Genomic DNA, 21,782 nt, shown 5'->3' with positions numbered 1-21,782 from the left:
TCACCCCGCGAACGCCTCGCACACCGTGTCGTACTCGCGGGTCCACCACACCGCGAGGGCCGAGGCCGCCGGGAACTGGGGGTCGGCTCGGGTGTCACCGCGTTCGTAGTGCCAGCGCAGCATCCAGAAGTCGTTGAGCCGCTCCCACCACACGCGGTGCACGGCCGCCGCGAGCTGGGAGGGCGTGGCGCCCGCCGTACGCCGGTACGCGCGCGCGTACGCCCGCACCTTCGGCAGGTCGAGGGTGCCCGCGGGCCGTACGAAGAAGATCGCGGCGGCCCGTACGGCCTCCTCCGCGCGCGGGCGCAGCCCCAGCCGGTCCCAGTCGACGATCGCGGCCGGCGCGTCCCCCTTGTAGAGCAGGTTGAACGGGTGGAAGTCGCCGTGCACCCAGCCCACCGAGCCGCCCCGCGGGGGACGCCGGTCGGCGTGCCGCTCCAGCAGCTCGCGTCGCTCCAGGAGACGGTGCCGGGCGAGTTCGTCGAAGGAGTCGGCGGGCCGGTGGCGGTGCACCCGGCCGAGCAGGTCGTCGATGAGGGTGAAGGTGTCGGCGGGATCGGCGCTCTCGGCGCACACGTGCGTGGCCGCCCGGTCAGAGGCGGCCGGGTCCGAGGCGCGTGCCCGCGCGCGGGCCGGCATCACGCGCTCCAGGCCGGCGTGGACGACCCCCAGCAGCGCCCCCAGCCGCTCGCACTGCCCGGCGGTGAGCTGGCCGCCGTGCCGGTGCCGTCCCTCGACCCAGGGATGCAGCGCGTACGCGCGCCCGCCGACGACGGCGACCGTGCGTCCGTCCCTGCGGGGCAGCGGGGGCGCCACCGGGACGCCCAGGTCCGCCAGGCGCTGGGTGGCCCGGTGCTGGCGGGCGATGGCGGCCGGGTCGGCGGTCTCGGGGTCGAAGTGGTGCTTGAGGAAGTAGCGGCCCCGGGTGGTGCACAGGCGATAGCCGCGGTTCAGCAGGCCCTGTTCGACGGGCTCACAGGCGAGGACGGAACCGGCGGAGTACTGACGCAACAGGACGCCCAGCGGGGGCGCGTGAGGCCCGTGGGGTGGTACAGAGGAGCGCGGCACGCGCCAGATGCTAGGGCACGAGCCGGGCCTGTGAGCTGGGCATTGTCACAGGCAGTCGCATTCGGTCACACCATGTGCTCGAAGTGGCGTTCAGGACCACCAACGGGATTTTTCCGTGCCGTGTCCGCGCAAGTGCGACACGGAAAGTCTTCCCGTGACCTCGGTCACCGATATAACGTGCCGTTGTTCCGGCCCCCTGCAAGGCTGTGACCAGGACAAGTTCCGGGCTCTCGGGATTTACTTGGAAATCCAAGCAAAAACCCAGGTCAGGAGGGGTTTCACAGAGATGTGGAGCACTGGGTAACGTGCCTTGTGCAGGGCGCTCGCCGGGGCACCTTGTCACGCCTGTTCCGGCCGAGTGGCACCCACCCCGTGCACGGGTGTCGGAACAGGTGAGCCGTACTGGTACCCGGCAACCCCGGGGGCCGGACCGACGGAGGAGCACACGTGACCGTGGAGAGCACTGCCGCCGCGCGCAAGCCGCGACGCAGCGCCGGGACGAAGAAGTCCCCGAGCACCAAGCCCGAACTCGTTCAGTTGCTGACGCCCGAGGGCGAGCGCCTGAAGAACGCCGAGTACGACAAGTACGTCGCCGGCATCACCCCGGAAGAGCTGCGCGGTCTGTACCGCGACATGGTCCTCACCCGTCGCTTCGACGCCGAGGCCACCGCCCTGCAGCGCCAGGGCGAGCTCGGCCTGTGGGCCTCGCTGCTGGGCCAGGAGGCCGCCCAGATCGGCTCCGGCCGCGCCACCCGCGAGGACGACTACGTCTTCCCGACCTACCGCGAGCACGGCGTCGCCTGGTGCCGCGGGGTCGACCCGACCAACCTGCTCGGCATGTTCCGCGGCGTGAACAACGGCGGCTGGGACCCCAACAGCAACAACTTCCACCTCTACACGATCGTCATCGGCTCCCAGACGCTGCACGCCACCGGCTACGCCATGGGCATCGCCAAGGACGGCGCCGACAGCGCGGTGATCGCCTACTTCGGCGACGGGGCGTCCAGCCAGGGCGACGTGGCCGAATCGTTCACCTTCTCCGCGGTCTACAACGCCCCGGTCGTGTTCTTCTGCCAGAACAACCAGTGGGCGATCTCCGAGCCGACCGAGAAGCAGACCCGCGTCCCGCTCTACCAGCGCGCCCAGGGCTACGGCTTCCCGGGCGTCCGCGTGGACGGCAACGACGTGCTGGCCTGCCTCGCGGTGACCAAGTGGGCACTGGAGCGGGCCCGCAGCGGCGAGGGCCCCACGCTGGTGGAGGCGTACACCTACCGGATGGGCGCCCACACCACCTCCGACGACCCCACCCGCTACCGGGGCGACGAGGAGCGGCTGGCCTGGGAGGCGAAGGACCCGATCCTGCGGCTGCGCCGGTACCTGGAGGCCTCAAACCACACGGACGAGGGATTCTTCGCGGAACTCGAGGCCGAGTCCGAGGCGTTGGGCAAGCGAGTGCGCGAGGCGGTCCGTGCCATGCCGGACCCGGACCACTTCGCCATCTTCGAGAACGTGTACGCGGACGGGCACGCGCTCGTCGACGAGGAGCGAGCCCAGTTCGCCGCCTACCAGGCGTCGTTCGCGGACGGAGAGGGGGCCTGACATGGCGGAGACCGTGACATCCAAGACGGCGACATCCAAGAACATGGCTCTGGCCAAGGCGATCAACGAGTCGCTGCGGCGCGCCCTGGACGCGGACCCCAAGGTGCTCGTCATGGGCGAGGACGTCGGCAAGCTCGGCGGCGTCTTCCGGGTGACGGACGGCCTGCAGAAGGACTTCGGCGAGAGCCGCGTCATCGACACCCCGCTCGCCGAGTCCGGCATCGTCGGCACCGCGATCGGCCTCGCCCTGCGCGGCTACCGCCCGGTGGTGGAGATCCAGTTCGACGGCTTCGTCTTCCCGGCCTACGACCAGATCGTCACCCAGCTCGCCAAGATGCACGCGCGGTCCCTGGGCAAGGTCAAGCTTCCGGTCGTCGTCCGCATCCCCTACGGCGGCGGCATCGGCGCGGTCGAGCACCACTCCGAGTCCCCGGAGTCGCTGTTCGCGCACGTGTCGGGCCTGAAGGTGGTCAGCCCGTCCAACGCCTCGGACGCCTACTGGATGATGCAGCAGGCCATCCAGAGCGACGACCCGGTGATCTTCTTCGAGCCCAAGCGCCGCTACTGGGACAAGGCCGAGGTCGACCCGGAGGCCATCCCCGGCCCGCTGCACAAGGCACGGACCGTGCGCACGGGCACCGACCTGACCCTGGTCGCGTACGGCCCGATGGTGAAGCTCTGTCAGGAGGTGGCCGACGCGGCCGCCGAGGAGGGCAGGTCGCTGGAGGTCCTGGACCTGCGCTCGATCTCCCCGCTGGACTTCGACTCGATCCAGACCTCGGTGGAGAAGACCCGCCGCCTGGTCGTGGTCCACGAGGCACCGGTGTTCTTCGGTTCGGGCGCGGAGATCGCCGCCCGGATCACCGAGCGCTGCTTCTACCACCTGGAGGCCCCGGTGCTCCGGGTCGGCGGCTACCACGCCCCGTACCCGCCGGCCCGGCTGGAGGAGGAGTTCCTGCCGGGCCTGGACCGGGTGCTCGACGCCGTCGACCGTGCCCTGGCGTACTGAGGAGAGGGTCGTGACGACGATGACGGAAGCGTCCGTACGCGAGTTCAAGATGCCGGACGTGGGCGAGGGGCTCACCGAGGCGGAGATCCTCAAGTGGTACGTGCAGCCCGGCGACACGGTCACCGACGGCCAGGTGGTGTGCGAGGTCGAGACGGCCAAGGCGGCCGTCGAACTGCCCATCCCGTACGACGGGGTGGTACGCGACCTGCACTTCCCCGAGGGCACCACGGTCGACGTGGGCACGCCGATCATCGCGGTGGACGTCTCCGGCGGTGCGGCTCCCGCCGAGGTTCCCGCGCAGGCGCCGGCCGAGACCGCGGCCTCCGCCGCCTCCGCCGCTTCCGCCGAGACCGCCGAGGAGAAGAAGCCCGAGGGGTCGGGCCGCCAGCCGGTCCTCGTCGGCTACGGCGTGGCGACGTCCTCCACCAGGCGCCGCCCGCGCAAGGGCCCGGAGGCCGTGGTCTCCCCGGCGTCGACGGCCATCCAGACCGAGCTGAACGGCCACGGCGGGACGGCGCCGGCCGCCGAGACCGCCGAGAAGCCCCGGCCGCTGGCCAAGCCGCCGGTGCGCAAGCTGGCCAAGGACCTGGGCGTCGACCTCGCGTCGGTGGTCCCGTCCGGCCCGGACGGCATCATCACGCGCGAGGACGTGCACGCGGCGGTGGCGTCGACGCAGGCGCCGGAAGCGCCCGTTGAGGCACCCTCCGCTCCCGCGGTCGCTCCCGCGCCCGTGCCGACGTACGACTCGGCACGCGAGACGCGCATCCCCGTCAAGGGTGTCCGCAAGATGACCGCGCAGGCGATGGTCGGGTCGGCGTTCACGGCGCCGCACGTCACCGAGTTCGTGACGGTGGACGTGACGCGGACGATGAAGCTGGTGGAGGAGCTCAAGCAGGACAAGGAGTTCGCGGGCCTGCGGGTGAATCCGCTCCTCCTCATCGCCAAGGCCCTGCTGGTGGCGATCAAGCGGAACCCCGACATCAACGCGTCCTGGGACGAGGCGGCCCAGGAGATCGTCCTCAAGCACTACGTCAACCTGGGCATCGCGGCGGCCACTCCTCGGGGGCTGATCGTCCCCAACATCAAGGACGCCCAGGCCAAGACGCTGCCGCAGCTCGCCGAGTCCCTGGGCGAGCTGGTCTCCACGGCCCGCGAGGGCAAGACGTCCCCGGCCGCCATGCAGGGCGGCACGGTGACCATCACCAACGTGGGCGTCTTCGGCGTCGACACGGGCACGCCGATCCTCAACCCCGGGGAGTCCGCGATCCTCGCGGTCGGCGCGATCAAGCTCCAGCCGTGGGTCCACAAGGGCAAGGTGAAGCCACGTCAGGTCACCACCCTGGCCCTCAGCTTCGACCACCGCCTGGTCGACGGCGAACTGGGCTCCAAGGTCCTCGCGGACGTGGCGTCGATCCTGGAACAGCCGAAGAGGTTGATCAGCTGGGCGTGAGGTGCCGGGCGGGCAGGGTAGGTTGAACCATGAAGGGACGGCCGCAACTTCGGATTGCGGCCGCCCCTTCATTCTTTTTGTCGCTCGGGGTCAGTTCAGCACGTAAACCGGCGCCCTGTCCTCGGAGGCACCCTGCGGGCGGATACAGGCGTGCTTGCGCAGCATCCGCAGACACTCGTTGACGCGCTGCACGGACAGCCCCGTACGGGCGGCGATCACTTCGAGCGGCTGCCGGAGTTCACCCTCCTCGACGAGCACCGGTGCGATGACCACGGCCACGGTCCACACGTCCTCCGTCACGGCCAGCCGCCGACGCCAGTCGGCCAGAACAGATTCCGTGGTCGGTGGTGCGGGGCTGTCGGCGGTGGGTGGTGCCGGACGCCGGAAGGCCAGCATGTCGATCCGGTCCGCGATGCGTTCCATGGCCTGGGCGATGGTCTGTTGTGCGGCGAGGGTGGCGCGTTGCAGATCGACCATTTCCTGCTGCGTCTCCGCGATCTTCTGTTGCGTGTCCGCGATCTCCTGTTGCAGGGCGAGCGATTTGTGCTGCGCGACTGCGAACTGTTCGTCGGCCTGAAGATTGCGTTCCTCCAGCCGCACGATCGCTTCGGCGACCTGCTCCGGCATGGCGTACGCGATGGGGGCGCCGGGTTCGGCGGACTGCACTTCGGCTTCTTCGAGGGTGTAGGAGCCCTCTCGCTGGACGGTCTCGATCACTTCGGCGACCCATTGCTTGAAGGGCGCGCAGGCCGGCTTCGTGCAGCCGTTGACCAGGATGATGAGACCCTGCAGATCGATGAGGTTCAGGTCTCGGCGCCATGACCTACCTGCGGGAATGCTGAGACCGTGACTTCCAGTCACGGTCTCGAGATTCTTTCGGTGCTCCTCCGGGACGTGGTCGAGAAGAGCTTTCCTGGGCGTGGTGTAACCGAGTTCGGTGCACACATCCACCGCCGGAAACCAGTGAGACCCGTCCGGCACCGTGAGCCGCCGCACCCTGGCCCCCGTCGCCGCGTACACGAAGTCACTGACGTCGATCGCGTCCTGTCGCTTGCCCGCGTTGGGCTGCTTGCTGGGTTCGTTCATGTGAACCACCTCCGCTGCGGAACCCAGGGCGGAGGAAATCGAATATGCCAGCTGGCTTATTGATGTTCACTTGTGCGAGCGAAGTTCGTGGTTTCCGCTTGCCGGTGGCTGCAAAGCGTGAAGGGCCCCTCGCCAGTGACGAGGGGCCCTTCGGTAGGACGGTGACTCGGGGTCAGCCGAGCTTGGCGAAGCCGTAGTTCATGAGCTTCTTCGCGTCCGCCTCGCGGTTCGGGATGGACGTGGAGGACAGCACCGTGCCGATGACCGTCTTGCCGCCCCGGGTCGCGGCGAAGACCAGGCAGTAGCCGGCCTCCGGACCCGAGCCGGTCTTGACGCCGATCGTGCCGCTGTAGCTGCTGAGCAGCCCGTTGGTGTTCTTCCACGCCGCCATCGTGCGGGTGGAGCCCGTCTTGGTGATCGTCTTCGCCGTGTACGACTTCGTCTTGACGATCGCGCGGAAGTTGGCGTTCTTCATCGCGCTGCTGGCGATCTTCGTCAGGTCGCGCGGCGTCGAGTAGTTGTTGCCGTTGCCGATGCCGTCGAAGGAGTCGAAGTGCGTGTTCTTCAGGTGCAGGTCCGACGCGGCCTTGTTCATCTTGCCGATGAACGACTTCACGCGCGCGGCCCGGGTGGAGCCGGACCCGTACGTGTCGGCGAGCGCGTACGCGGCGTCGCAGCCCGACGGCAGCATCAGCCCGTACAGCAGCTGACGGACGGTGACCTTGTCGCCGACGATCAGGTGGGCCAGGGAGGCGTGGTTGGCGACGACGTAGTCGCTGTACGCCTTCTGGATCGTGACCTTCTTGTCCAGGTTCAGGTTCGACTGCGCGAGCACGACCTTGGCGGTCATGATCTTCGTGGTGGAGCCCGTCGAACGCTTGGTGTCCGCAGCCTTGGTGTACAGCGTCGACCCGTTCGCGTTGTTCATCACGTAGCCGCCCTTGGCCACGATCGAGGGCGTGGTGACGGCCTGCGCGGGTGCCGCGGCGAAGGCCCCGGCCGCGAGAACGGCGCCGGCGGTGACACTGACCGCGGCGGCGCGGCGGAGGCGGCTGCCCTTGGTGCCGGTGATGGCGGTAATCAACTGAAATACCCCGATTGCGTTGAATGCCCCTGATATGCGGCCGAGTTGGAGGGGGAAGCGAATGGGGCCGCATGTGTGTGACACGTAAGTAGCACAGAAGGTTGTGCTGTTGTTGGGCCGGGTTCCTGTGAAGGGTGATTCGTCCGTATGTTGGACGTGATCCCTTATGCGTACGTGATGTATCTATGCTGTTCGCATGACGACGAGCCCGGGGACCCTGACCGCCAAGCAACCGCCCGCCGCCGACCGCGTCTACACCCACGTCAAACAGGGCGTCCTGGAGCGCCGCTACGAGGGCGGGACCCTCCTCACCGAGGGCGAGCTCGCCGAGGCCGTCGGAGTGTCCCGCACCCCGGTGCGCGAGGCGCTGCTGCGCCTGGAGGTGGAAGGGCTGCTCAGGCTCTACCCGAAGAAGGGCGCCCTGGTCCTGCCGGTCTCCGCGCAGGAGATCGCGGACGTGGTCGAGACCCGGCTGCTGGTCGAGGAGCACGCGGCGAGGAAGGCCGTACCGGCTCCGGCCGGCCTTGTGCAGCGGCTCGAGGAGCTGCTGGCCCGGCAGAAGCAGCAGGCCGCCGACGGCGATCTCGCCGGGGCCGCGGTCACCGACCGCTGTTTCCACGCCGAGATCGTCCGCAGCGGCGGCAACGAGATCCTCTCCCGGCTCTACGACCAGCTCCGCGACCGCCAGTTGCGCATGGGCGTCGCGATCATGCACTCGCACCCCGACCGCATCGCCAAGACCCTCGTCGAGCACGAGGAGATCCTCGAGGCGCTGCGCTCCGGGGACGCGGAGGCGGCCGTCGGGATCGTCCACCGGCATGTGGGCTGGTTCTCGCACCTGGCCCGGGGTGAGGTCCGATGAGCTCCTCCTCGACCACCCTCCCGGGCGACCCTCCGGGCGGCCGGTGCGCGATCGCCGTCTGGGGCATCGGCGTCTCCGTCTACTTCGTCGCCGTCATCTTCCGTACGTCCCTGGGCGTGGCCGGCCTCGACGCGGCCGACCGCTTCCATGTGAACGCCTCGGCGCTGTCGACCTTCTCGATCCTGCAGCTGCTGGTCTACGCCGGCATGCAGATACCGGTCGGTCTGCTGGTGGACCGGCTCGGCACCAAGAAGGTGCTGGCCCTGGGCACCGTGCTGTTCACGGCCGGGCAGCTCGGTTTCGCCTTCTCGCCCACCTACGGCACCGCCCTCGCCTCCCGCGCGCTGCTCGGCTGCGGTGACGCGATGACCTTCATCAGCGTGCTGCGGCTGGGCAGCCGCTGGTTCCCGGTCCGCCGCGGCCCGCTGGTCGCGCAGCTCGCGGGGCTGGTCGGCATGGCGGGCAACCTGGTCTCCACCCTGGTCCTGGCCCGTCTGCTGCACGGCGTCGGCTGGACGCCGGCCTTCGCGGGCAGCGCCGTCGCCGGTGTCGTCGTCCTGGTCCTGATGCTGGTGTTCCTCAAGGACCACCCCGAGGGCCAGGAGCCGGAGCCCTTCCCGCACCGGGGCGCCGCGTACGTACGACGCCAGATCGCCGCTTCCTGGCGGGAGCCGGGTACACGGCTGGGTATGTGGGTGCACTTCACGACCCAGTTCCCGGCGATGGTGTTCCTGCTGCTGTGGGGGCTGCCGTTCCTGGTCCAGGCACAGGGCCTGTCCCGCGCCACGGCCGGCGAACTCCTCACCCTGGTCGTCCTGTCCAACATGGTCGTCGGGCTGGTCTACGGCCAGATCGTCGCCCGGCACCACACGGCCCGGCTGCCGCTGGCGCTCGGCACGGTCGGGGCGACGGCCCTGATGTGGGCGGCCACGCTGGCCTACCCCGGAGAGCACGCGCCGATGTGGCTGTTGATCGTGCTGTGCACGGTGCTCGGGGCGTGTGGCCCGGCGTCGATGATCGGCTTCGACTTCGCGCGGCCGGCCAACCCGCCGGAGCGTCAGGGCACGGCCTCCGGGATCACCAACATGGGTGGTTTCGTCGCCTCGATGACGACGCTGTTCCTGATCGGCGTGCTCCTGGACGCCACGGGCGACGACTACACCGTCGCCTTCTCCACGGTGTTCGTGCTGCAGGCGCTGGGCCTCAGCCAGATCCTGCGGCTGCGGCGCCGGGTCGCCCGGCGGGAACGGGAGCGGCTGGTGGCGAGCCGGGTGGAGACGGTGCACGTACCCGCGTGACCGGGGCGGTTCGCACCGACAAGCCTTCACAGCCGATGTGTTGCTCTGTCATGGGCGTGTGACAGGGATGTCGTGAAGCGGGGACGGGCGTGACCTGCGGGGCCTTCGGCAGCTCATAGTCGTCGAACGAGCGAACGCCGTACTCGCTTCCGACGCTCCCGAAGGGACCCCGATGAACCGCCACCTGCGCAAGGCCGCCCTCGTCACCGCCGCGATCTCGGCCGGCCTGCTGATGACGGCGTGCCAGAACGGCTCCTCGCACAGCGGCGGCTCGACGGGGACCGGCAGTTCGCAGCACACGTCGACGTCCAGGACCTCGGGCACGTCGAAGGTGTCCAAGAACGGGTCCAGGACCTCGAAGAGCTCCCACGTCTCCGGCACGAGCGCCCGGAACACCTCCGGCACCGCCCGGGGCGACAGCGCGACCGTCACCGGCGGCACGGTCGGCTACCTCGCCCCCGGCAAGTACACCGTCCATGTCCCCGGCCGCACCGACCAGGCCTTCTTCACCGCCACCGACACCGAGGTGTACGGCGCCGGCAAGGTCTGCGGCAGCCCCCGCTCCGAGGCCCGTCCGCGCTGCACGCTCGCCCAGTTGGAGACGGCCACCAGGAAGGCGCCCGTCACCGCCGACGTCACGATCAGGAACGGCGTCGCCACCGTCGTCCGCGAACGCCATGACGCCGAGAGTGGCGGCACCGGTGGCTCGGGCGCGAACGCCACCTACGACGGCACCGTCTCCTACCTCGCCCCGGGCAAGTACACGGTCGCCCCGAAGCAGGGCGGCGCTCCGCAGGCCTTCTACGTCGCGAACGACACCGTCGTGCACGGCGCCGGCGGCATCTGCGGCAGCCCCATGGCGGAGTCGACGTCCACCTGCACCCTCGACCAGCTGGAGACCGCCGCCAAGAAGGGCGTGACGGCCAAGGTCGTCATCGCCGACGGCGTGGCCACCTCCGTCACCGAGGACCGCTGAACCGATCGAAGCAGTCCTACGGCGTCACCGCGAAGTGGCGCAGGACGGCCGCCGTCAGTTCCGGATCGCCCTCCGCCTTCACCCGGTCCGCCACCGCCTCCGGCGTCACCCGGCCGCAGGCCAGGCGTACGTACGTCTCCCAGTCCAGGGCGAAGGTGGCGGCGGGCCCGAGCGCGGGGGCCGTCTCCAGCGTGCCGCGGCCCTGGATGTCGACCCTTATGGTGCGCAGGAACTCCACCGGCCCGTGCACGTCGAAGACGATCGCCGAACTGCGCGGCGCGTTCGCCCGCTCGGCCACCACCGCGGGCAGTTCGCCGAGGAGCACGTCCCGCGCGATGTGCGCGCCGGGGGAGTCGAGGTTGCCGGGTCGGCCGAGAGCGGCGCGCAGGTCCTGCTCGTGCACCCACACGTTGAACGCGTGGCTCCGCATGGCCTCCTCCAGCGTCAGCTCGGTGCCGAGCGGACCGCGCACCTTGGTGCCCGGGTCGCGCGACTCGTTGCGCAGCTGGCGGTTGCGCCGGATGATCACGTACTCCAGCTCGGAGGTCATCTCCGGCGCCGTGTGGTGGCGGCGGACGTCGACCTGCATCTCCATGTAGCGCTGGTGGTCGTTGGTGACGTGGAACAGGTCCCGCGGCAGCGTGTGGATGGGGCGCGGGTCGCCGAGCATCTCGCAGTCCAGGCCCATGACATGGGAGACCACGTCCCGGACCGACCACCCCGGGCAGGGCGTGCGCCGGTTCCACTCTCCCTCCGCGAGCGGCCCCACCAGTTCGGATATCGCTTCGATGGAGTGGGTCCAGGCGTCGGCGTAGGGCTGGAGGGTGGGATGCAGACTCACGGAACGGGACCCCTCGGCGGTCGGTACACGGGCGGTGGTGGCGGCGTTGCCAGTGGGAGGTGGCGGCTGCTGTCGGCGGGTGTCTTGGAACGCTAAGTTACGCTGCTGTGAGGCACCCCGGCAGTGCTTTCGTGTGACGATCGTAGGCCCGTGTGGACGGCTCGAATGCCAGGACGGTGGTAGTGTGCGCGCCTCTCTGCTCCAGATCGACGTGAACGAGGGCGAATCGGTCGAATCTCGTCGGCGGCGGGTGGCCTCCCTGGTACGGGAGCAGGCCGGGGCCGATCTCGTCGTCCTGCCGGAGCTGTGGACCACGGGCGCCTTCGCGTACGAGCGGTTCGCCGCCGACGCCGAGCCGCTCGAGGGGCCGACGTACGAGGCCATGGCGAAGGCCGCGAGCGACGCGGGCGTGTGGCTGCACGCCGGCTCGATCCCGGAACGCGACCCTGAGGGCCCTCTCTACAACACCTCCCTCCTCTTCTCCCCGTCCGGCGACCTGGCCGCCGCCTACCGCAAGATCCACCGCTTCGGCTTCGACAAGGGCGAGGCCGTGCTGATGGGCGCTGGACGCGAGCTGGTGACGGTCCGTCTGCCCGACACCACCCTCGGCGTCGCCACCTGCTACGACCTCCGTTTCCCCGAGCTGTTCCGCTCGCTCGTCGACGCCGGCGCCGAGACCCTCGTCGTCCCGGCGGGCTGGCCGGAGCGCCGCCGGGCGCACTGGACGCTGCTGGCCCAGGCGCGGGCGGTCGAGAACCAGGCGTTCGTGCTCGCCTGTGGAACGGCCGGGACGCATGCCGGAGTTCCGCAGGCGGGTCACTCGATCGTGGTGGATCCGTGGGGCGAGGTGCTGGCCGAGGCGGGGTCCGGCGAGGAGGTCCTCACCGTCGAGTTCGACCCGGCGAGGGTGGCGGCGACCCGGGAGCAGTTCCCGGCCCTGAAGGACCGGGTCCTGGGCCTGGAGCCCCCGCACACTTTCTGAGACCGGCAGTCGGAGGGCGGAAGGTGTCAGTCCTCCTCACGTTCCTTCTCCGCCAGGTGGATCACGCACACCGTCACCGCGATCAGCAGCGCCGGGTCCGCGTCGTCGCGGACGACGTCGACGCCGTACGTCTCCCGGATGTGCAGCCAGCGGCGCGAGATGACGGCGAGCAGCTCACCGTCGTACTCGATGGCGAACTCCCGGTCGAGGATCTTGCCGCTGACGTCGAGTTCTGTGCCGTCGACGAGGGTCACCCGGTAGTGGTGGCGCAGCAGGGACAGGCGCTTGCGCTTGATCTTGGCGAGGGCCTGGCCGTCCCGTTCGATCACCATGGTGTCGCGCAGGGCGAACATCTTCTGGTGGATGTCGATCAGGACCCGCCCCTGGGTGTCCTTCAGCTCGAAGGTGTCCCTCAGGCGCATCGCCTTGCCGTCGACGAGGAAGACCTTGCCGCCGTGCTCGTCCTCGATCCAGTAGTCCTCGCCGAAGCCGAGGAGCCGGTCGCGTACCTGGAATCTCATGTCCCCACCTCTTCCCCGGGCGTCGGCCCGAAACGCCGCCGGTAGGCCGACGGGCTGAGCCCCGTCTCGCGCCGCACGCGCGCGCGTAGGTTGGCCGCGCTGCCCAGGCCGCTCCGCGCGGCGACGACGTCCAGCCGTTCCTCCCCGCGTTCGATGAGACGACAGGCGAGGGCGACGCGTTCCCCGGTGAGCCAGCCGAGCGGGGTCGTGCCCAGCTGGACGCGGAAACGGCGGTGCAGGGTCGCCGGCGACACCGCCGCGCGGGCCGCCAGGTCCGCCACCGTCAGCGGCTCGCCCAGCCGTTCCTGCGCCCAGGCCAGCAGCGGTCCCAGTGACGCGTCGGGCACGTCCGGAACGGGTCGTTCCACGAACTGCCGCTGCCCGCCGTCCCGGTGGGAGGCGAGACCAGCCGCCGGGAGACGGCGTTCGCGAGCTCCGCCCCGTGGTCCCGGCGCCAGATGTGCAGCCCGAGGCCGAGCGCCGCCGCGCTGCCGGACGCCGTGAGCAGATCGCCCTCGTCGACGAACAGCACGTCCGGCTCCAGCAGCACCTTCGGATGCGGTTCCCGGAACTGGTCGGCCCAGCGCCTGGGGGTGCCCCCACGCCCTTGAGGCAGTGGGGGAGGGTGGTGGCCCGGCGTCCGTCCAGCAGCCCGGCCTCGGCGAGCGCGAAGGTCCGGTGCAGAAGCTGACGACGCGGGCGCCACGCGCGTGCGTGCGGCGGATCGCCTCCCGTACGGCCTCCGCGCGGAACGACGTTGTCGGGCCGCCCCGGAACGACGAGGGTGTCCGCGCCGTCCACGGCGTCCAGCCCCGGCACCCCGGTCAGCGTGAAGAACCCGTGGTTCATCCGCACCTCACGCGCGGGCGCGCACACGGTCACCTCGTACAGCGGCCCCGCGAGCCCCAGTTCGGGCCGGGGCAGCCCGAACAGCTCGGTCGCCACGCCCACCTCGAAGGGGTTGGTGCCCTCGTCGACGATCACCGCGACCCGGTGCGGAGGAGGCTGAGAGGATCCTTCCTTGCGCCATATGCGATTTCTAGCACTCGCCCACCGGCCCGGCCCACCCCCACGATGGACCCATGACCACGGAACCCGTCTCCCTCTCCGCCGCGCTCGCGTCCTTCACGGACCGCTGGAGCCCGCGCATCGTCACCACCGTCAACGACTACGACGTCCGCGTCGCCAAGGTCGAGGGCGAGCACGTCTGGCACGTCCACGACCACACCGACGAGTTCTTCCTGGTCCTGGACGGCGAACTCCACATCGCCCTGCGCGAACCCTCCGGCGAACGCACGGTCGTCCTCCCGAAGGGCTCCGTCTTCACGGTCCCCCGCGGCACCCACCACAAGCCCTACGCCCCGGCCCCCACGCAGATCCTCCTGCTCGAACCCACCGGCACCCTCACGGTCGGCGACCACCACGAGGAGATCCCCGACCACGTGGACGCGACGACGGGCCACGCGCTTTCGTGACTGTCAGTGGCGGGTGGCACTCTTGAGCCATGACCGACTCCACTCCCCGACGCGTCCGCGTCCGAGCCCCCGAGCTGGTGGGCAAGGGCGGCTGGCTGAACACGGGCGACCAGCAGTACACCCTGTCCGACCTGCGAGGACGCATCGTCGTGCTCGACTTCTGGACGTTCTGCTGCGTCAACTGTCTGCACGTCCTGGACGAGCTGCGGGAGCTGGAGGAGAAGCACGCGGACACCGTCGTCGTCATCGGGGTGCACTCTCCGAAGTTCGTGCACGAGGCGGAGCACGCGGCGGTGGCCGACGCCGTGGAGCGGTACGGGGTGGCGCATCCGGTGCTGGACGATCCGGAGCTCGCGACCTGGAAGCAGTACGCGGTGCGGGCCTGGCCGACGCTGGTGGTGATCGACCCCGAGGGGTATGTGGTCGCGCAGCACGCCGGCGAGGGGCATGTGCACGCGATCGAGCGGCTGGTGACGGAGCTGGAGGCGGAGCACGAGGCGAAGGGGACGCTGCGGCGCGGCGACGGGCCGTACGTGGCACCGGAGCCGGAGCCGACCACGCTGCGTTTCCCGGGCAAGGCGCTCGTCCTGCCGGGCGGTACCTTCCTGGTCAGCGACACCACCCGGCACCAGCTGGTGGAGCTGGCGGCGGACGGGGAGACGGTCGTGCGGCGCGTCGGCTCCGGCGCACGAGGGTTCGCCGACGGCACGGCGGAGACGGCGGCGTTCAACGAGCCACAGGGCCTCGCCCTCCTCGACGACACCGCGGTCGTCGTCGCCGACACCGTCAACCACGCCCTGCGCCGACTCGACCTCGCGACCGGCGAGGTCACCACACTCGCCGGCACCGGACGCCAGTGGTGGCAGGGCTCGCCCACCTCGGGTCCGGCGCGCGAGATCGACCTCTCCTCCCCGTGGGACGTGGCCCTCTTCGGCGGCAAGGTCTGGATCGCCATGGCCGGCGTGCACCAGTTGTGGGCGTACGACCCGGCTGGGGGCACCGCCCAGGCGTTCGGCTCTGGGGGAGGGACGGTCGCCGTCACGGCCGGCACCACCAACGAGGGGCTGGTCGACGGCCCGGGACCGCAGGCCTGGTTCGCCCAGCCCTCCGGCCTCGCGGCAACCGCCGACCGGCTCTGGCTGGCCGACTCCGAGACCTCGGCCCTGCGCTGGGTGGACCTCGACGGCACGGTCCGCACCGCCGTCGGCACCGGCCTGTTCGACTTCGGTCACCGCGACGGGCCCGCCGGACAGGCCCTGTTCCAGCACCCGTTGGGCGTGACGGCCCTCCCCGACGGCTCGGTGGCCGTGAGCGACACCTACAACCACGCCCTGCGCCGCTACGACCCCTCGACCGGCGAGGTCACCACCCTCGCGACCGACCTGCGCGAACCGAGCGACGCCGTGCTGGTGGGCGAGGACATCGTGGTGGTCGAGTCGGCCCGGCACAGGCTGACCCGGCTGCATCTGCCGGAGGAGGCGGTCCGGGTGGAGTCGGTGGCCCACCGCACGCGGCGGGCCGCCACCGAAGTGGCTCCCGGCAGGCTCCTGTTGGACGTGATCTTCCAGGCCCCCGCGGGCCAGAAACTCGACACCCGCTACGGCCCCTCGACCCGCCTGCTGGTGTCGTCGACGCCCCCCGGGCTCCTGCTGAAGGGCGAGGGCGCCGACACCGACCTCTCCCGCACTCTGGAGCTCGACCCGGAGATCACGGAAGGCGTCCTGCACGTCTCCGCGATGGCCGCGTCCTGCGACGACGACACGGACAACCCCTACCCCGCCTGCCATGTCCACCAGCAGGACTGGGGAGTTCCGGTCCGCCTCACCGAAGGCGGAGCGGACCGGCTGCCGTTGGTGCTGGCCGGGATGGACGACCCGGTCGGCTGACCGGCGTCAGCGACGGCGCGGGCGCGGCGCCGGCTTGAACAGGGACACCCCTGCGGCCGTCAGGGTGGTGGCCGTGACGAGCAGCGCCATGCTGTCCATCCACATGCCCGTGGCGGCCGGCGTGGCGCCGCCGGCGCCCACCTCTTCGTTGTGGGCCGGGATCAGCACGACGAGCACCACGATCCGCAGCGGGCCGTCGAGTTCGTCAGGCGTGGTGCCCTCCGGGGGCTGCCGAGAGGTGCCTTCCGGCGTGACCCCGAGGCGTGCGGCGCTGAGCGCCCCGGGGTCTTCACCGAGTTCACAGCGAAGAAGACGCGCTGGAAGTGGAACGTTCCGTCGCGCTTACACGCCGTATCCGTCGGAGTATCCGTCCGTGCGACGGTGGCGGACCTCCTCCTCCACGACCGGTGTCGTCGGCGGTACCACGACGCGCCGGCGCCGGGCGATGCCGCTGAAGGTGCTGACGCCGATCAGGCCGACGATCATCAGGATGATCCCGACCAGGTCGAGGTTGACCCCTTGCATGTGCCAGTCGGTCGCGAACGTGAGGATGGCTCCCACGGCGATGAGGATGATGCACCCGCCGAGGCCCATGAGTGTCGCCTCCCTGTCCGGTCGTTGCGGTAGAACCCGGGTACCCGGACCGGCATCACCCATGCGCCTGGGCCCGGCTGACTACCCCTCCAGGAACGCCACCAGCGAATTCGCCAGCAGATGGGGGTCGTCCGCGCCGCACAGCTCCCGGACGCTGTGCATGGACAGGATCGCCACGCCGATGTCGACCGTCTTGATGCCGTGCCGGGCCGCGGTGATCGGGCCGATGGTCGTGCCGCACGGCATGGAGTTGTTGGAGACGAAGGACTGGAAGGGGACGTCCGCCTTCTCGCAGGCGGCGGCGAACACCGCGCGGCCCGAACCGTCGGTGGCGTAGCGGTTGTTGACGTTGACCTTGAGGATCGGCCCGCCGTTGACCCGCGGGTGGTGCGTCGGGTCGTGCCGCTCGGCGTAGTTGGGGTGCACCGCGTGACCCGTGTCGGACGACAGGCACACCGTGCCCGCGAAGGCTCTCGCCCGGTCCTCGAAGGACCCGCCCCGCGCGAACACCGACCGCTCCAGCACACTCCCGAGCAGCGGCCCGTCCGCCCCGGTGTCCGACTGCGAGCCGTTCTCCTCGTGGTCGAACGCGGCGAGTACGGGGACGCAGGGCAGGTCGGTGCCGCTGACGGCGGCGAGCGCGGCCACGCCCGCGTGCACCGACAGCAGGTTGTCCATGCGCGGACCGGCGACCAGCTCCTTGTCCCGGCCCAGGTACGCCGGCGGTTCCACGGAGTGCGTCATCAGGTCCCAGCCGGTCACCTCGCCCGCCGCGAGCCCCGCGCTCTCCTCCAGGAAGGCGATCAGATCGCCGTCGCGCACGTCGTTGCCCAGACCCCAGACCGGCAGCATGTGACGCTGTTTGTCCAGCTTGAGGCCATCCGCCGACACCGAACGGTCCAGGTGGATGGCGAGCTGCGGCACCCTCAGCAGCGGCCGGTCGACGTTGACCAGCCGGGTCGAGCCGTCCCGCAGGGTCAGCCGGCCGGCCAGCCCCAGATCACGGTCGAGCCAGGAGTTCAGCAGCGGCCCGCCGTAGATCTCCACGGCCACCTGGCGCCAGCCGTGCGCCCCGGTGTCGGGCAGCGGCTTGACCCGCAGGTTCGGGGAGTCGGTGTGCGCGCCGACGATACGGAACGGCGTGTGGGGCGCCGCACCCTCGGGGACGTACCAGGCCACGATCGCGCCGCCGCGCAGCACGTACTTGCCGCCGCTCGTCCCGTCCCAGGCGTCCGTCTCCGCGACCTGCCTGAACCCCGCCTTCTCCAGCCGCTCGGCGGCGCTCGCCACCGCGTGGTACGGCGACGGGCTCGCCGTCAGGAAGGACATGAGGTCGTCGGTGTGGCCGCGGTCGAAGCGGGGGGGTTCGCTCATGGGTTCACCTTAACGACGTACGAGGGCCCACTCCGCGTACAGGGAGCGGGCCCTCGTGAGGGCGATGTGGAATTTTGGCTACCCAGATCCGGCGGCGACGGAACCCGTGACCGGCGTGAGCGGAGCAGGGACTAGAACGCGGCCTCGTCCAGCTCCATCAGGTCCAGGTCGACGCCCTCGGCGAGCTTGCGCGCGCCGGTGACGCCCGGCAGGACGTTGGCCGCGAAGAACTTCGCCGCCGCGATCTTGCCGGTGTAGAACGCCTTGTCCTTCGCGGAGGCCGTCTCCAGCTTCTCGGCGGCGATCGCGGCGCCCTTGAGCAGCAGGTAGCCGACGACCACGTCACCCGAGGCCAGCAGCAGGCGGGTGGTGTTCAGGCCGACCTTGTAGATGTTCTTGACGTCCTGCTCGGTGGCCGCGAGGTCGGTCAGCATCAGCCCGACGATCGCCTCCAGCTCGACGGCCGCCTTCGCCAGGTGCTCACGGGCGCCGGCCAGCTCCTCGCCGCCGGTGCCCAGCGCCAGGAACTTCTTGATGTCCTCGGCGAGGGAGTTGAGGGCCGCGCCCTGGTTGCGGACGATCTTCCGGAAGAAGAAGTCCTGGCCCTGGATCGCGGTGGTGCCCTCGTACAGGGTGTCGATCTTGGCGTCGCGGATGTACTGCTCGATCGGGTACTCCTGCAGGAAGCCGGAGCCGCCGAAGGTCTGCAGCGACTGGGCGAGCTGCTCGTAGCCCTTCTCGGAGCCGTAGCCCTTCACGATCGGCAGGAGCAGGTCGTTGAGCGCGTGCTCGGCCTTGGCGTCCTCGCCGTTCGCCTCCTTCACCGCGATCGCGTCCTGGACGGAGGCGGTGTAGAGGACGAGCGCCCGCATGCCCTCGGCGTACGCCTTCTGCGTCATCAGCGAACGGCGCACGTCGGGGTGGTGGGTGATGGTGACCTTCGGCGCGGTCTTGTCCATGAAGTTCGCCAGGTCAGGACCCTGGACGCGCTCCTTGGCGTACTCCAGCGCGTTCAGGTAGCCGGTCGACAGCGTCGAGATCGCCTTCGTGCCGACCATCATCCGGGCGAACTCGATGATCCGGAACATCTGGCGGATGCCGTCGTGCTTGTCGCCGATCAGCCAGCCCTTGGCGGGGTGCTTGTCGCCGAAGGTCATCTCGCAGGTGTTGGAGGCCTTCAGGCCCATCTTGTGCTCGACGTTGGTCGCGTACACGCCGTTGCGCTCGCCCAGCTCGCCGGTCTCCCAGTCGAACAGGTACTTCGGCACGAGGAAGAGCGACAGACCCTTGGTGCCGGGGCCGGCGCCCTCGGGACGGGCCAGCACGTAGTGGAGGATGTTCTCCTCCATGTCGTGCTCACCGGAGGTGATGAACCGCTTCACACCCTCGATGTGCCAGGAGCCGTCCTCCTGCTGGACCGCCTTGGTGCGGCCGGCGCCGACGTCGGAACCCGCGTCGGGCTCGGTGAGCACCATCGTGGAGCCCCAGGTGCGGTCCACCGCGATCTGCGCCCACTTCTTCTGCTCCTCGGTGCCCTCCTCGAAGAGGATGCGCGCGAACGCCGGGCCGGAGGAGTACATCCAGATCGCCGGGTTGGCGCCGAGGATCAGCTCCGCGTACGACCAGATCAGCGAGGGCGGGGCGGTCGTGCCGCCGATCTCCTCGGGCAGGCCCAGGCGCCAGTACTCGGAGTCCATGAAGGCCTTGTAGCTCTTCTTGAAGGACGCCGGGACCGGCGCGGTGTTGGTCTCCGGGTCGAAGACCGGCGGGTTGCGGTCGGCGTCCACGAAGGACTCCGCCAGCTCGTTCTCCGAGAGGCGGGTCAGCTCCTCGAGGATGCTCTTCGCGGTCTCGGTGTCCATCTCCTCGAACGGTCCGGTGCCGTACAGCTTGTCGCGTCCGAGTACTTCGAAGAGGTTGAACTCGATGTCGCGGAGATTCGACTTGTAGTGCCCCATGGCGACGGCTCCGTAAGAGAGATCGGCGAGGCACTGGTGGATCCTCGCGCTAGTTCACGTACCAACAAGTGGCTACGATGATGCTACCCGTCGGTAATAAGAAGCAACCCCGATCCGGCCATCTGTGACCGAGCCCTCGTGCGGGGTCAGTACCCTGTGACGCATGTACGGCTACGACCAGAACGCTGGGGCCCAGCAGCAGTACGGCGTCCCGCCGCAGCAGCAGATGCCGGGCGGGTACGGCCAGCAGCCGCCGCTGTACCCCGAGCCGTCGCCGCCGTCGCTCGCGGACGCGGTGCGCGCCTTCACCACCGGGCAGATGTCGGCCGAGGACTTCCAGCAGGTCTTCGCCACCTCCAAGGTCTACTGCCCGCGCGGCGACAACCCCGGCTTCCTCGCCCTGCACAACACCCAGCAGCCGGTGATCCCGATGTTCACCTCGCTGAAGGAGCTGCGCCGGTACGCGGGCAAGGAGTCCAAGTACTTCGTGATCACGGGTGCCGAGGTCATCGACCTGCTGCCCACCGGCTACGGCTTCGTCCTCGACATGGAGGGCGAGCACCGGATGGTCTTCGACGCGAAGGCGGTCGAACAGATGGTCGACTTCGCGATGCGCAGAATGTACGGCTGAACCGCTCGCTCAGCCGGGAGCCCGGAGGGAATGCCCTCCGGGCTCTCTCTGTTGTGGGGTGGTAGAAAGTTCAACGCTCAACTAAAATGGCCGCACAAGGAGGTACCGACATGCCCGCTGTGACCGTCGAGAACCCGCTGACCCTGCCTCGCGTGGCCGCCCCGGCCGACGCCGTGGCCCGTCCCGTACTCGCCGTCACCACCGCGCCCAGCGGTTTCGAGGGCGAGGGCTTCCCGGTGCGCCGCGCGTTCGCCGGGATCAACTACCGCCACCTGGACCCGTTCATCATGATGGACCAGATGGGCGAGGTGGATTACGCGCCTGGAGAGCCGAAGGGGACCCCCTGGCATCCGCACCGCGGCTTCGAGACCGTCACCTACATCATCGACGGGATCTTCGACCACCAGGACAGCCAGGGCGGCGGCGGCACCATCACCAACGGCGACACCCAGTGGATGACGGCGGGTTCCGGCCTGCTGCACATCGAGGCCCCGCCGGAGTCCCTCGTCCTGTCCGGCGGTCTCTTCCACGGTCTGCAGCTGTGGGTGAACCTCCCCGCCAAGGACAAGATGATGACGCCCCGCTACCAGGACATCCGCGGCGGCCACGTCCAGCTGCTGACCTCCCCCGACGGCGGCGCCCTGCTGCGGGTGATCGCCGGTGAGCTGGACGGCCACGCGGGCCCGGGTATCACCCACACCCCGATCACGATGATCCACGCGACCCTCGCGCCGGGCGCGGAGATCACCCTGCCGTGGCGCGAGGACTTCAACGGCCTGGCGTACGTGCTCGCCGGCAAGGGTGCGGTGGGTGCCGAGCGACGCCCCATCCACCTGGGCCAGACGGCGGTGTTCGGCTCGGGTTCCTCCCTCACCGTGCGTGCGGACGAGAAGCAGGACTCGCACGCGCCGGACCTGGAGGTCGTGCTCCTCGGCGGCCAGCCGATCCGTGAGCCCATGGCCCACTACGGCCCGTTCGTCATGAACACCCGCGAGGAGCTCCAGCAGGCCTTCGAGGACTTCCAGAAGGGCCGGCTGGGGACCGTTCCCGCCGTGCACGGGATGACCGAGGGCGGTCTGTAGGGCCAC

20 protein-coding genes and 1 pseudogene are annotated in these 21,782 nt (G+C 70.0%); 11 read left to right on the top strand and 10 right to left on the bottom strand.

Annotation, left to right across the window (positions count from 1 at the left end):
• Positions 1 to 1,068: a phosphotransferase gene (locus MKW14_RS11940; protein WP_240861999.1), complete on the bottom strand. Its 1,068-nt coding sequence runs from the start codon at positions 1,066 to 1,068 to the stop codon at positions 1 to 3.
• A 447-nt stretch (positions 1,069 to 1,515) separates the two neighbouring features.
• On the opposite strand from MKW14_RS11940, the gene pdhA reads away from it, so the two are divergent.
• The 3 genes from pdhA to MKW14_RS11925 are packed head-to-tail and all read left to right on the top strand — an operon-like array spanning position 1,516 to position 5,126.
• Positions 1,516 to 2,667 carry a pyruvate dehydrogenase (acetyl-transferring) E1 component subunit alpha gene (gene pdhA, locus MKW14_RS11935; protein ID WP_240861997.1) on the top strand — a complete coding sequence of 384 codons (1,152 nt, stop codon included), beginning with the start codon at positions 1,516 to 1,518 and terminating at the stop codon, positions 2,665 to 2,667.
• A 1-nt stretch (position 2,668) separates the two neighbouring features.
• Entirely contained in the window at positions 2,669 to 3,676 is a 1,008-nt protein-coding gene (locus MKW14_RS11930) for an alpha-ketoacid dehydrogenase subunit beta (RefSeq protein WP_240861996.1), read from the top strand.
• A 10-nt stretch (positions 3,677 to 3,686) separates the two neighbouring features.
• On the top strand, positions 3,687 to 5,126 hold the full coding sequence (locus MKW14_RS11925; RefSeq protein ID WP_240861993.1) for a dihydrolipoamide acetyltransferase family protein: 1,440 nt from the start codon (positions 3,687 to 3,689) through the stop codon (positions 5,124 to 5,126).
• Between the two features lie 90 nt (positions 5,127 to 5,216).
• On the opposite strand, the gene MKW14_RS11920 is transcribed toward MKW14_RS11925, so the two are convergent.
• Positions 5,217 to 6,212, bottom strand: coding sequence for a BRO family protein (locus MKW14_RS11920; protein ID WP_240861991.1), 996 nt, complete (start codon positions 6,210 to 6,212; stop codon positions 5,217 to 5,219).
• A 172-nt stretch (positions 6,213 to 6,384) separates the two neighbouring features.
• Positions 6,385 to 7,296, bottom strand: a complete 912-nt coding sequence (locus MKW14_RS11915) for a D-alanyl-D-alanine carboxypeptidase family protein (protein ID WP_240861989.1) — start codon at positions 7,294 to 7,296, stop codon at positions 6,385 to 6,387.
• A gap of 196 nt (positions 7,297 to 7,492) precedes the next feature.
• On the opposite strand from MKW14_RS11915, the gene MKW14_RS11910 reads away from it, so the two are divergent.
• From MKW14_RS11910 to MKW14_RS11900, 3 genes are all read left to right on the top strand, one after another.
• A complete protein-coding gene (locus MKW14_RS11910) occupies positions 7,493 to 8,158 on the top strand; it encodes a GntR family transcriptional regulator (RefSeq protein WP_240861987.1) in 666 nt (221 codons plus the stop codon).
• A complete protein-coding gene (locus MKW14_RS11905; protein ID WP_240861985.1) occupies positions 8,155 to 9,456 on the top strand; it encodes an MFS transporter in 1,302 nt (433 codons plus the stop codon). Before MKW14_RS11910 ends, MKW14_RS11905 begins: the two co-directional genes overlap by 4 nt.
• Positions 9,457 to 9,628: 172 nt before the next feature.
• Positions 9,629 to 10,432 carry a hypothetical protein gene (locus MKW14_RS11900; RefSeq protein WP_240861983.1) on the top strand — a complete coding sequence of 268 codons (804 nt, stop codon included), beginning with the start codon at positions 9,629 to 9,631 and terminating at the stop codon, positions 10,430 to 10,432.
• Between the two features lie 16 nt (positions 10,433 to 10,448).
• On the opposite strand, the gene MKW14_RS11895 is transcribed toward MKW14_RS11900, so the two are convergent.
• Positions 10,449 to 11,273, bottom strand: a complete 825-nt coding sequence (locus MKW14_RS11895) for a maleylpyruvate isomerase family mycothiol-dependent enzyme (RefSeq protein ID WP_240861982.1) — start codon at positions 11,271 to 11,273, stop codon at positions 10,449 to 10,451.
• Between the two features lie 184 nt (positions 11,274 to 11,457).
• Between MKW14_RS11895 and MKW14_RS11890 the strand changes: the two genes are divergently transcribed.
• On the top strand, positions 11,458 to 12,255 hold the full coding sequence (locus tag MKW14_RS11890; RefSeq protein WP_240861980.1) for a carbon-nitrogen family hydrolase: 798 nt from the start codon (positions 11,458 to 11,460) through the stop codon (positions 12,253 to 12,255).
• A gap of 26 nt (positions 12,256 to 12,281) precedes the next feature.
• On the opposite strand, the gene MKW14_RS11885 is transcribed toward MKW14_RS11890, so the two are convergent.
• Positions 12,282 to 12,776 carry an LURP-one-related/scramblase family protein gene (locus MKW14_RS11885; RefSeq protein ID WP_240861978.1) on the bottom strand — a complete coding sequence of 165 codons (495 nt, stop codon included), beginning with the start codon at positions 12,774 to 12,776 and terminating at the stop codon, positions 12,282 to 12,284.
• A pseudogene (locus MKW14_RS11880) lies at positions 12,773 to 13,808 on the bottom strand (helix-turn-helix domain-containing protein). The gene MKW14_RS11885 and the pseudogene MKW14_RS11880 overlap by 4 nt, the downstream one beginning before the upstream one ends.
• 50 nt (positions 13,809 to 13,858) lie before the next feature.
• Here MKW14_RS11880 and MKW14_RS11875 point away from each other — a divergent pair.
• Together MKW14_RS11875 and MKW14_RS11870 are read left to right on the top strand one after the other, a co-directional pair.
• A complete protein-coding gene (locus MKW14_RS11875; protein WP_240861976.1) occupies positions 13,859 to 14,251 on the top strand; it encodes a cupin domain-containing protein in 393 nt (130 codons plus the stop codon).
• Positions 14,252 to 14,280: 29 nt separating this feature from the next.
• Complete coding sequence (locus MKW14_RS11870; protein ID WP_240861974.1) at positions 14,281 to 16,137, top strand: NHL domain-containing thioredoxin family protein; 1,857 nt, start codon at positions 14,281 to 14,283, stop codon at positions 16,135 to 16,137.
• Between the two features lie 6 nt (positions 16,138 to 16,143).
• Here the strand turns inward: MKW14_RS11870 and MKW14_RS11865 are convergent, their stop codons facing one another.
• From MKW14_RS11865 to MKW14_RS11850, 4 genes are all read right to left on the bottom strand, one after another.
• Positions 16,144 to 16,317, bottom strand: coding sequence for a hypothetical protein (locus tag MKW14_RS11865; protein WP_240861972.1), 174 nt, complete (start codon positions 16,315 to 16,317; stop codon positions 16,144 to 16,146).
• Between the two features lie 162 nt (positions 16,318 to 16,479).
• Positions 16,480 to 16,731, bottom strand: a complete 252-nt coding sequence (locus MKW14_RS11860; protein WP_115907000.1) for a DUF6458 family protein — start codon at positions 16,729 to 16,731, stop codon at positions 16,480 to 16,482.
• A gap of 81 nt (positions 16,732 to 16,812) precedes the next feature.
• On the bottom strand, positions 16,813 to 18,105 hold the full coding sequence (locus tag MKW14_RS11855; protein WP_240861970.1) for a M18 family aminopeptidase: 1,293 nt from the start codon (positions 18,103 to 18,105) through the stop codon (positions 16,813 to 16,815).
• Positions 18,106 to 18,236: 131 nt separating this feature from the next.
• Positions 18,237 to 20,063, bottom strand: coding sequence for an acyl-CoA dehydrogenase (locus MKW14_RS11850; RefSeq protein ID WP_240861968.1), 1,827 nt, complete (start codon positions 20,061 to 20,063; stop codon positions 18,237 to 18,239).
• A 163-nt stretch (positions 20,064 to 20,226) separates the two neighbouring features.
• Between MKW14_RS11850 and MKW14_RS11845 the strand changes: the two genes are divergently transcribed.
• Complete coding sequence (locus tag MKW14_RS11845; RefSeq protein WP_240861966.1) at positions 20,227 to 20,694, top strand: SseB family protein; 468 nt, start codon at positions 20,227 to 20,229, stop codon at positions 20,692 to 20,694.
• Between the two features lie 110 nt (positions 20,695 to 20,804).
• Positions 20,805 to 21,776 carry a pirin family protein gene (locus MKW14_RS11840; protein WP_240861964.1) on the top strand — a complete coding sequence of 324 codons (972 nt, stop codon included), beginning with the start codon at positions 20,805 to 20,807 and terminating at the stop codon, positions 21,774 to 21,776.
• Positions 21,777 to 21,782: the final 6 nt, after the last annotated feature.

The sequence above is a fragment of the Streptomyces gilvus genome, assembly GCF_022513565.1.
Taxonomy (GTDB): Bacteria; Actinomycetota; Actinomycetes; order Streptomycetales; family Streptomycetaceae; genus Streptomyces; species Streptomyces gilvus.
The sequence above is the reverse complement of the archived record's forward strand: the minus strand, read 5'-3'. Positions and strand labels throughout refer to the sequence as shown.

Excerpts from the sequence above, each read along its gene's own strand:
- MKW14_RS11885 (WP_240861978.1), bottom strand. The coding sequence starts at position 12,776 with ATGAGATTCCAGGTACGCGACCGGCTCCTCGGCTTCGGCGAGGACTAC.
- MKW14_RS11875 (WP_240861976.1), top strand. The coding sequence starts at position 13,859 with ATGACCACGGAACCCGTCTCCCTCTCCGCCGCGCTCGCGTCCTTCACG.
- MKW14_RS11910 (WP_240861987.1), top strand. The coding sequence starts at position 7,493 with ATGACGACGAGCCCGGGGACCCTGACCGCCAAGCAACCGCCCGCCGCC.
- MKW14_RS11930 (WP_240861996.1), top strand. The coding sequence starts at position 2,669 with ATGGCGGAGACCGTGACATCCAAGACGGCGACATCCAAGAACATGGCT.
- MKW14_RS11860 (WP_115907000.1), bottom strand. The coding sequence starts at position 16,731 with ATGGGCCTCGGCGGGTGCATCATCCTCATCGCCGTGGGAGCCATCCTC.
- MKW14_RS11855 (WP_240861970.1), bottom strand. The coding sequence starts at position 18,105 with ATGAGCGAACCCCCCCGCTTCGACCGCGGCCACACCGACGACCTCATG.
- MKW14_RS11900 (WP_240861983.1), top strand. The coding sequence starts at position 9,629 with ATGAACCGCCACCTGCGCAAGGCCGCCCTCGTCACCGCCGCGATCTCG.
- MKW14_RS11840 (WP_240861964.1), top strand. The coding sequence starts at position 20,805 with ATGCCCGCTGTGACCGTCGAGAACCCGCTGACCCTGCCTCGCGTGGCC.
- MKW14_RS11920 (WP_240861991.1), bottom strand. The coding sequence starts at position 6,212 with ATGAACGAACCCAGCAAGCAGCCCAACGCGGGCAAGCGACAGGACGCG.
- MKW14_RS11845 (WP_240861966.1), top strand. The coding sequence starts at position 20,227 with ATGTACGGCTACGACCAGAACGCTGGGGCCCAGCAGCAGTACGGCGTC.
- MKW14_RS11870 (WP_240861974.1), top strand. The coding sequence starts at position 14,281 with ATGACCGACTCCACTCCCCGACGCGTCCGCGTCCGAGCCCCCGAGCTG.
- MKW14_RS11905 (WP_240861985.1), top strand. The coding sequence starts at position 8,155 with ATGAGCTCCTCCTCGACCACCCTCCCGGGCGACCCTCCGGGCGGCCGG.
- MKW14_RS11850 (WP_240861968.1), bottom strand. The coding sequence starts at position 20,063 with ATGGGGCACTACAAGTCGAATCTCCGCGACATCGAGTTCAACCTCTTC.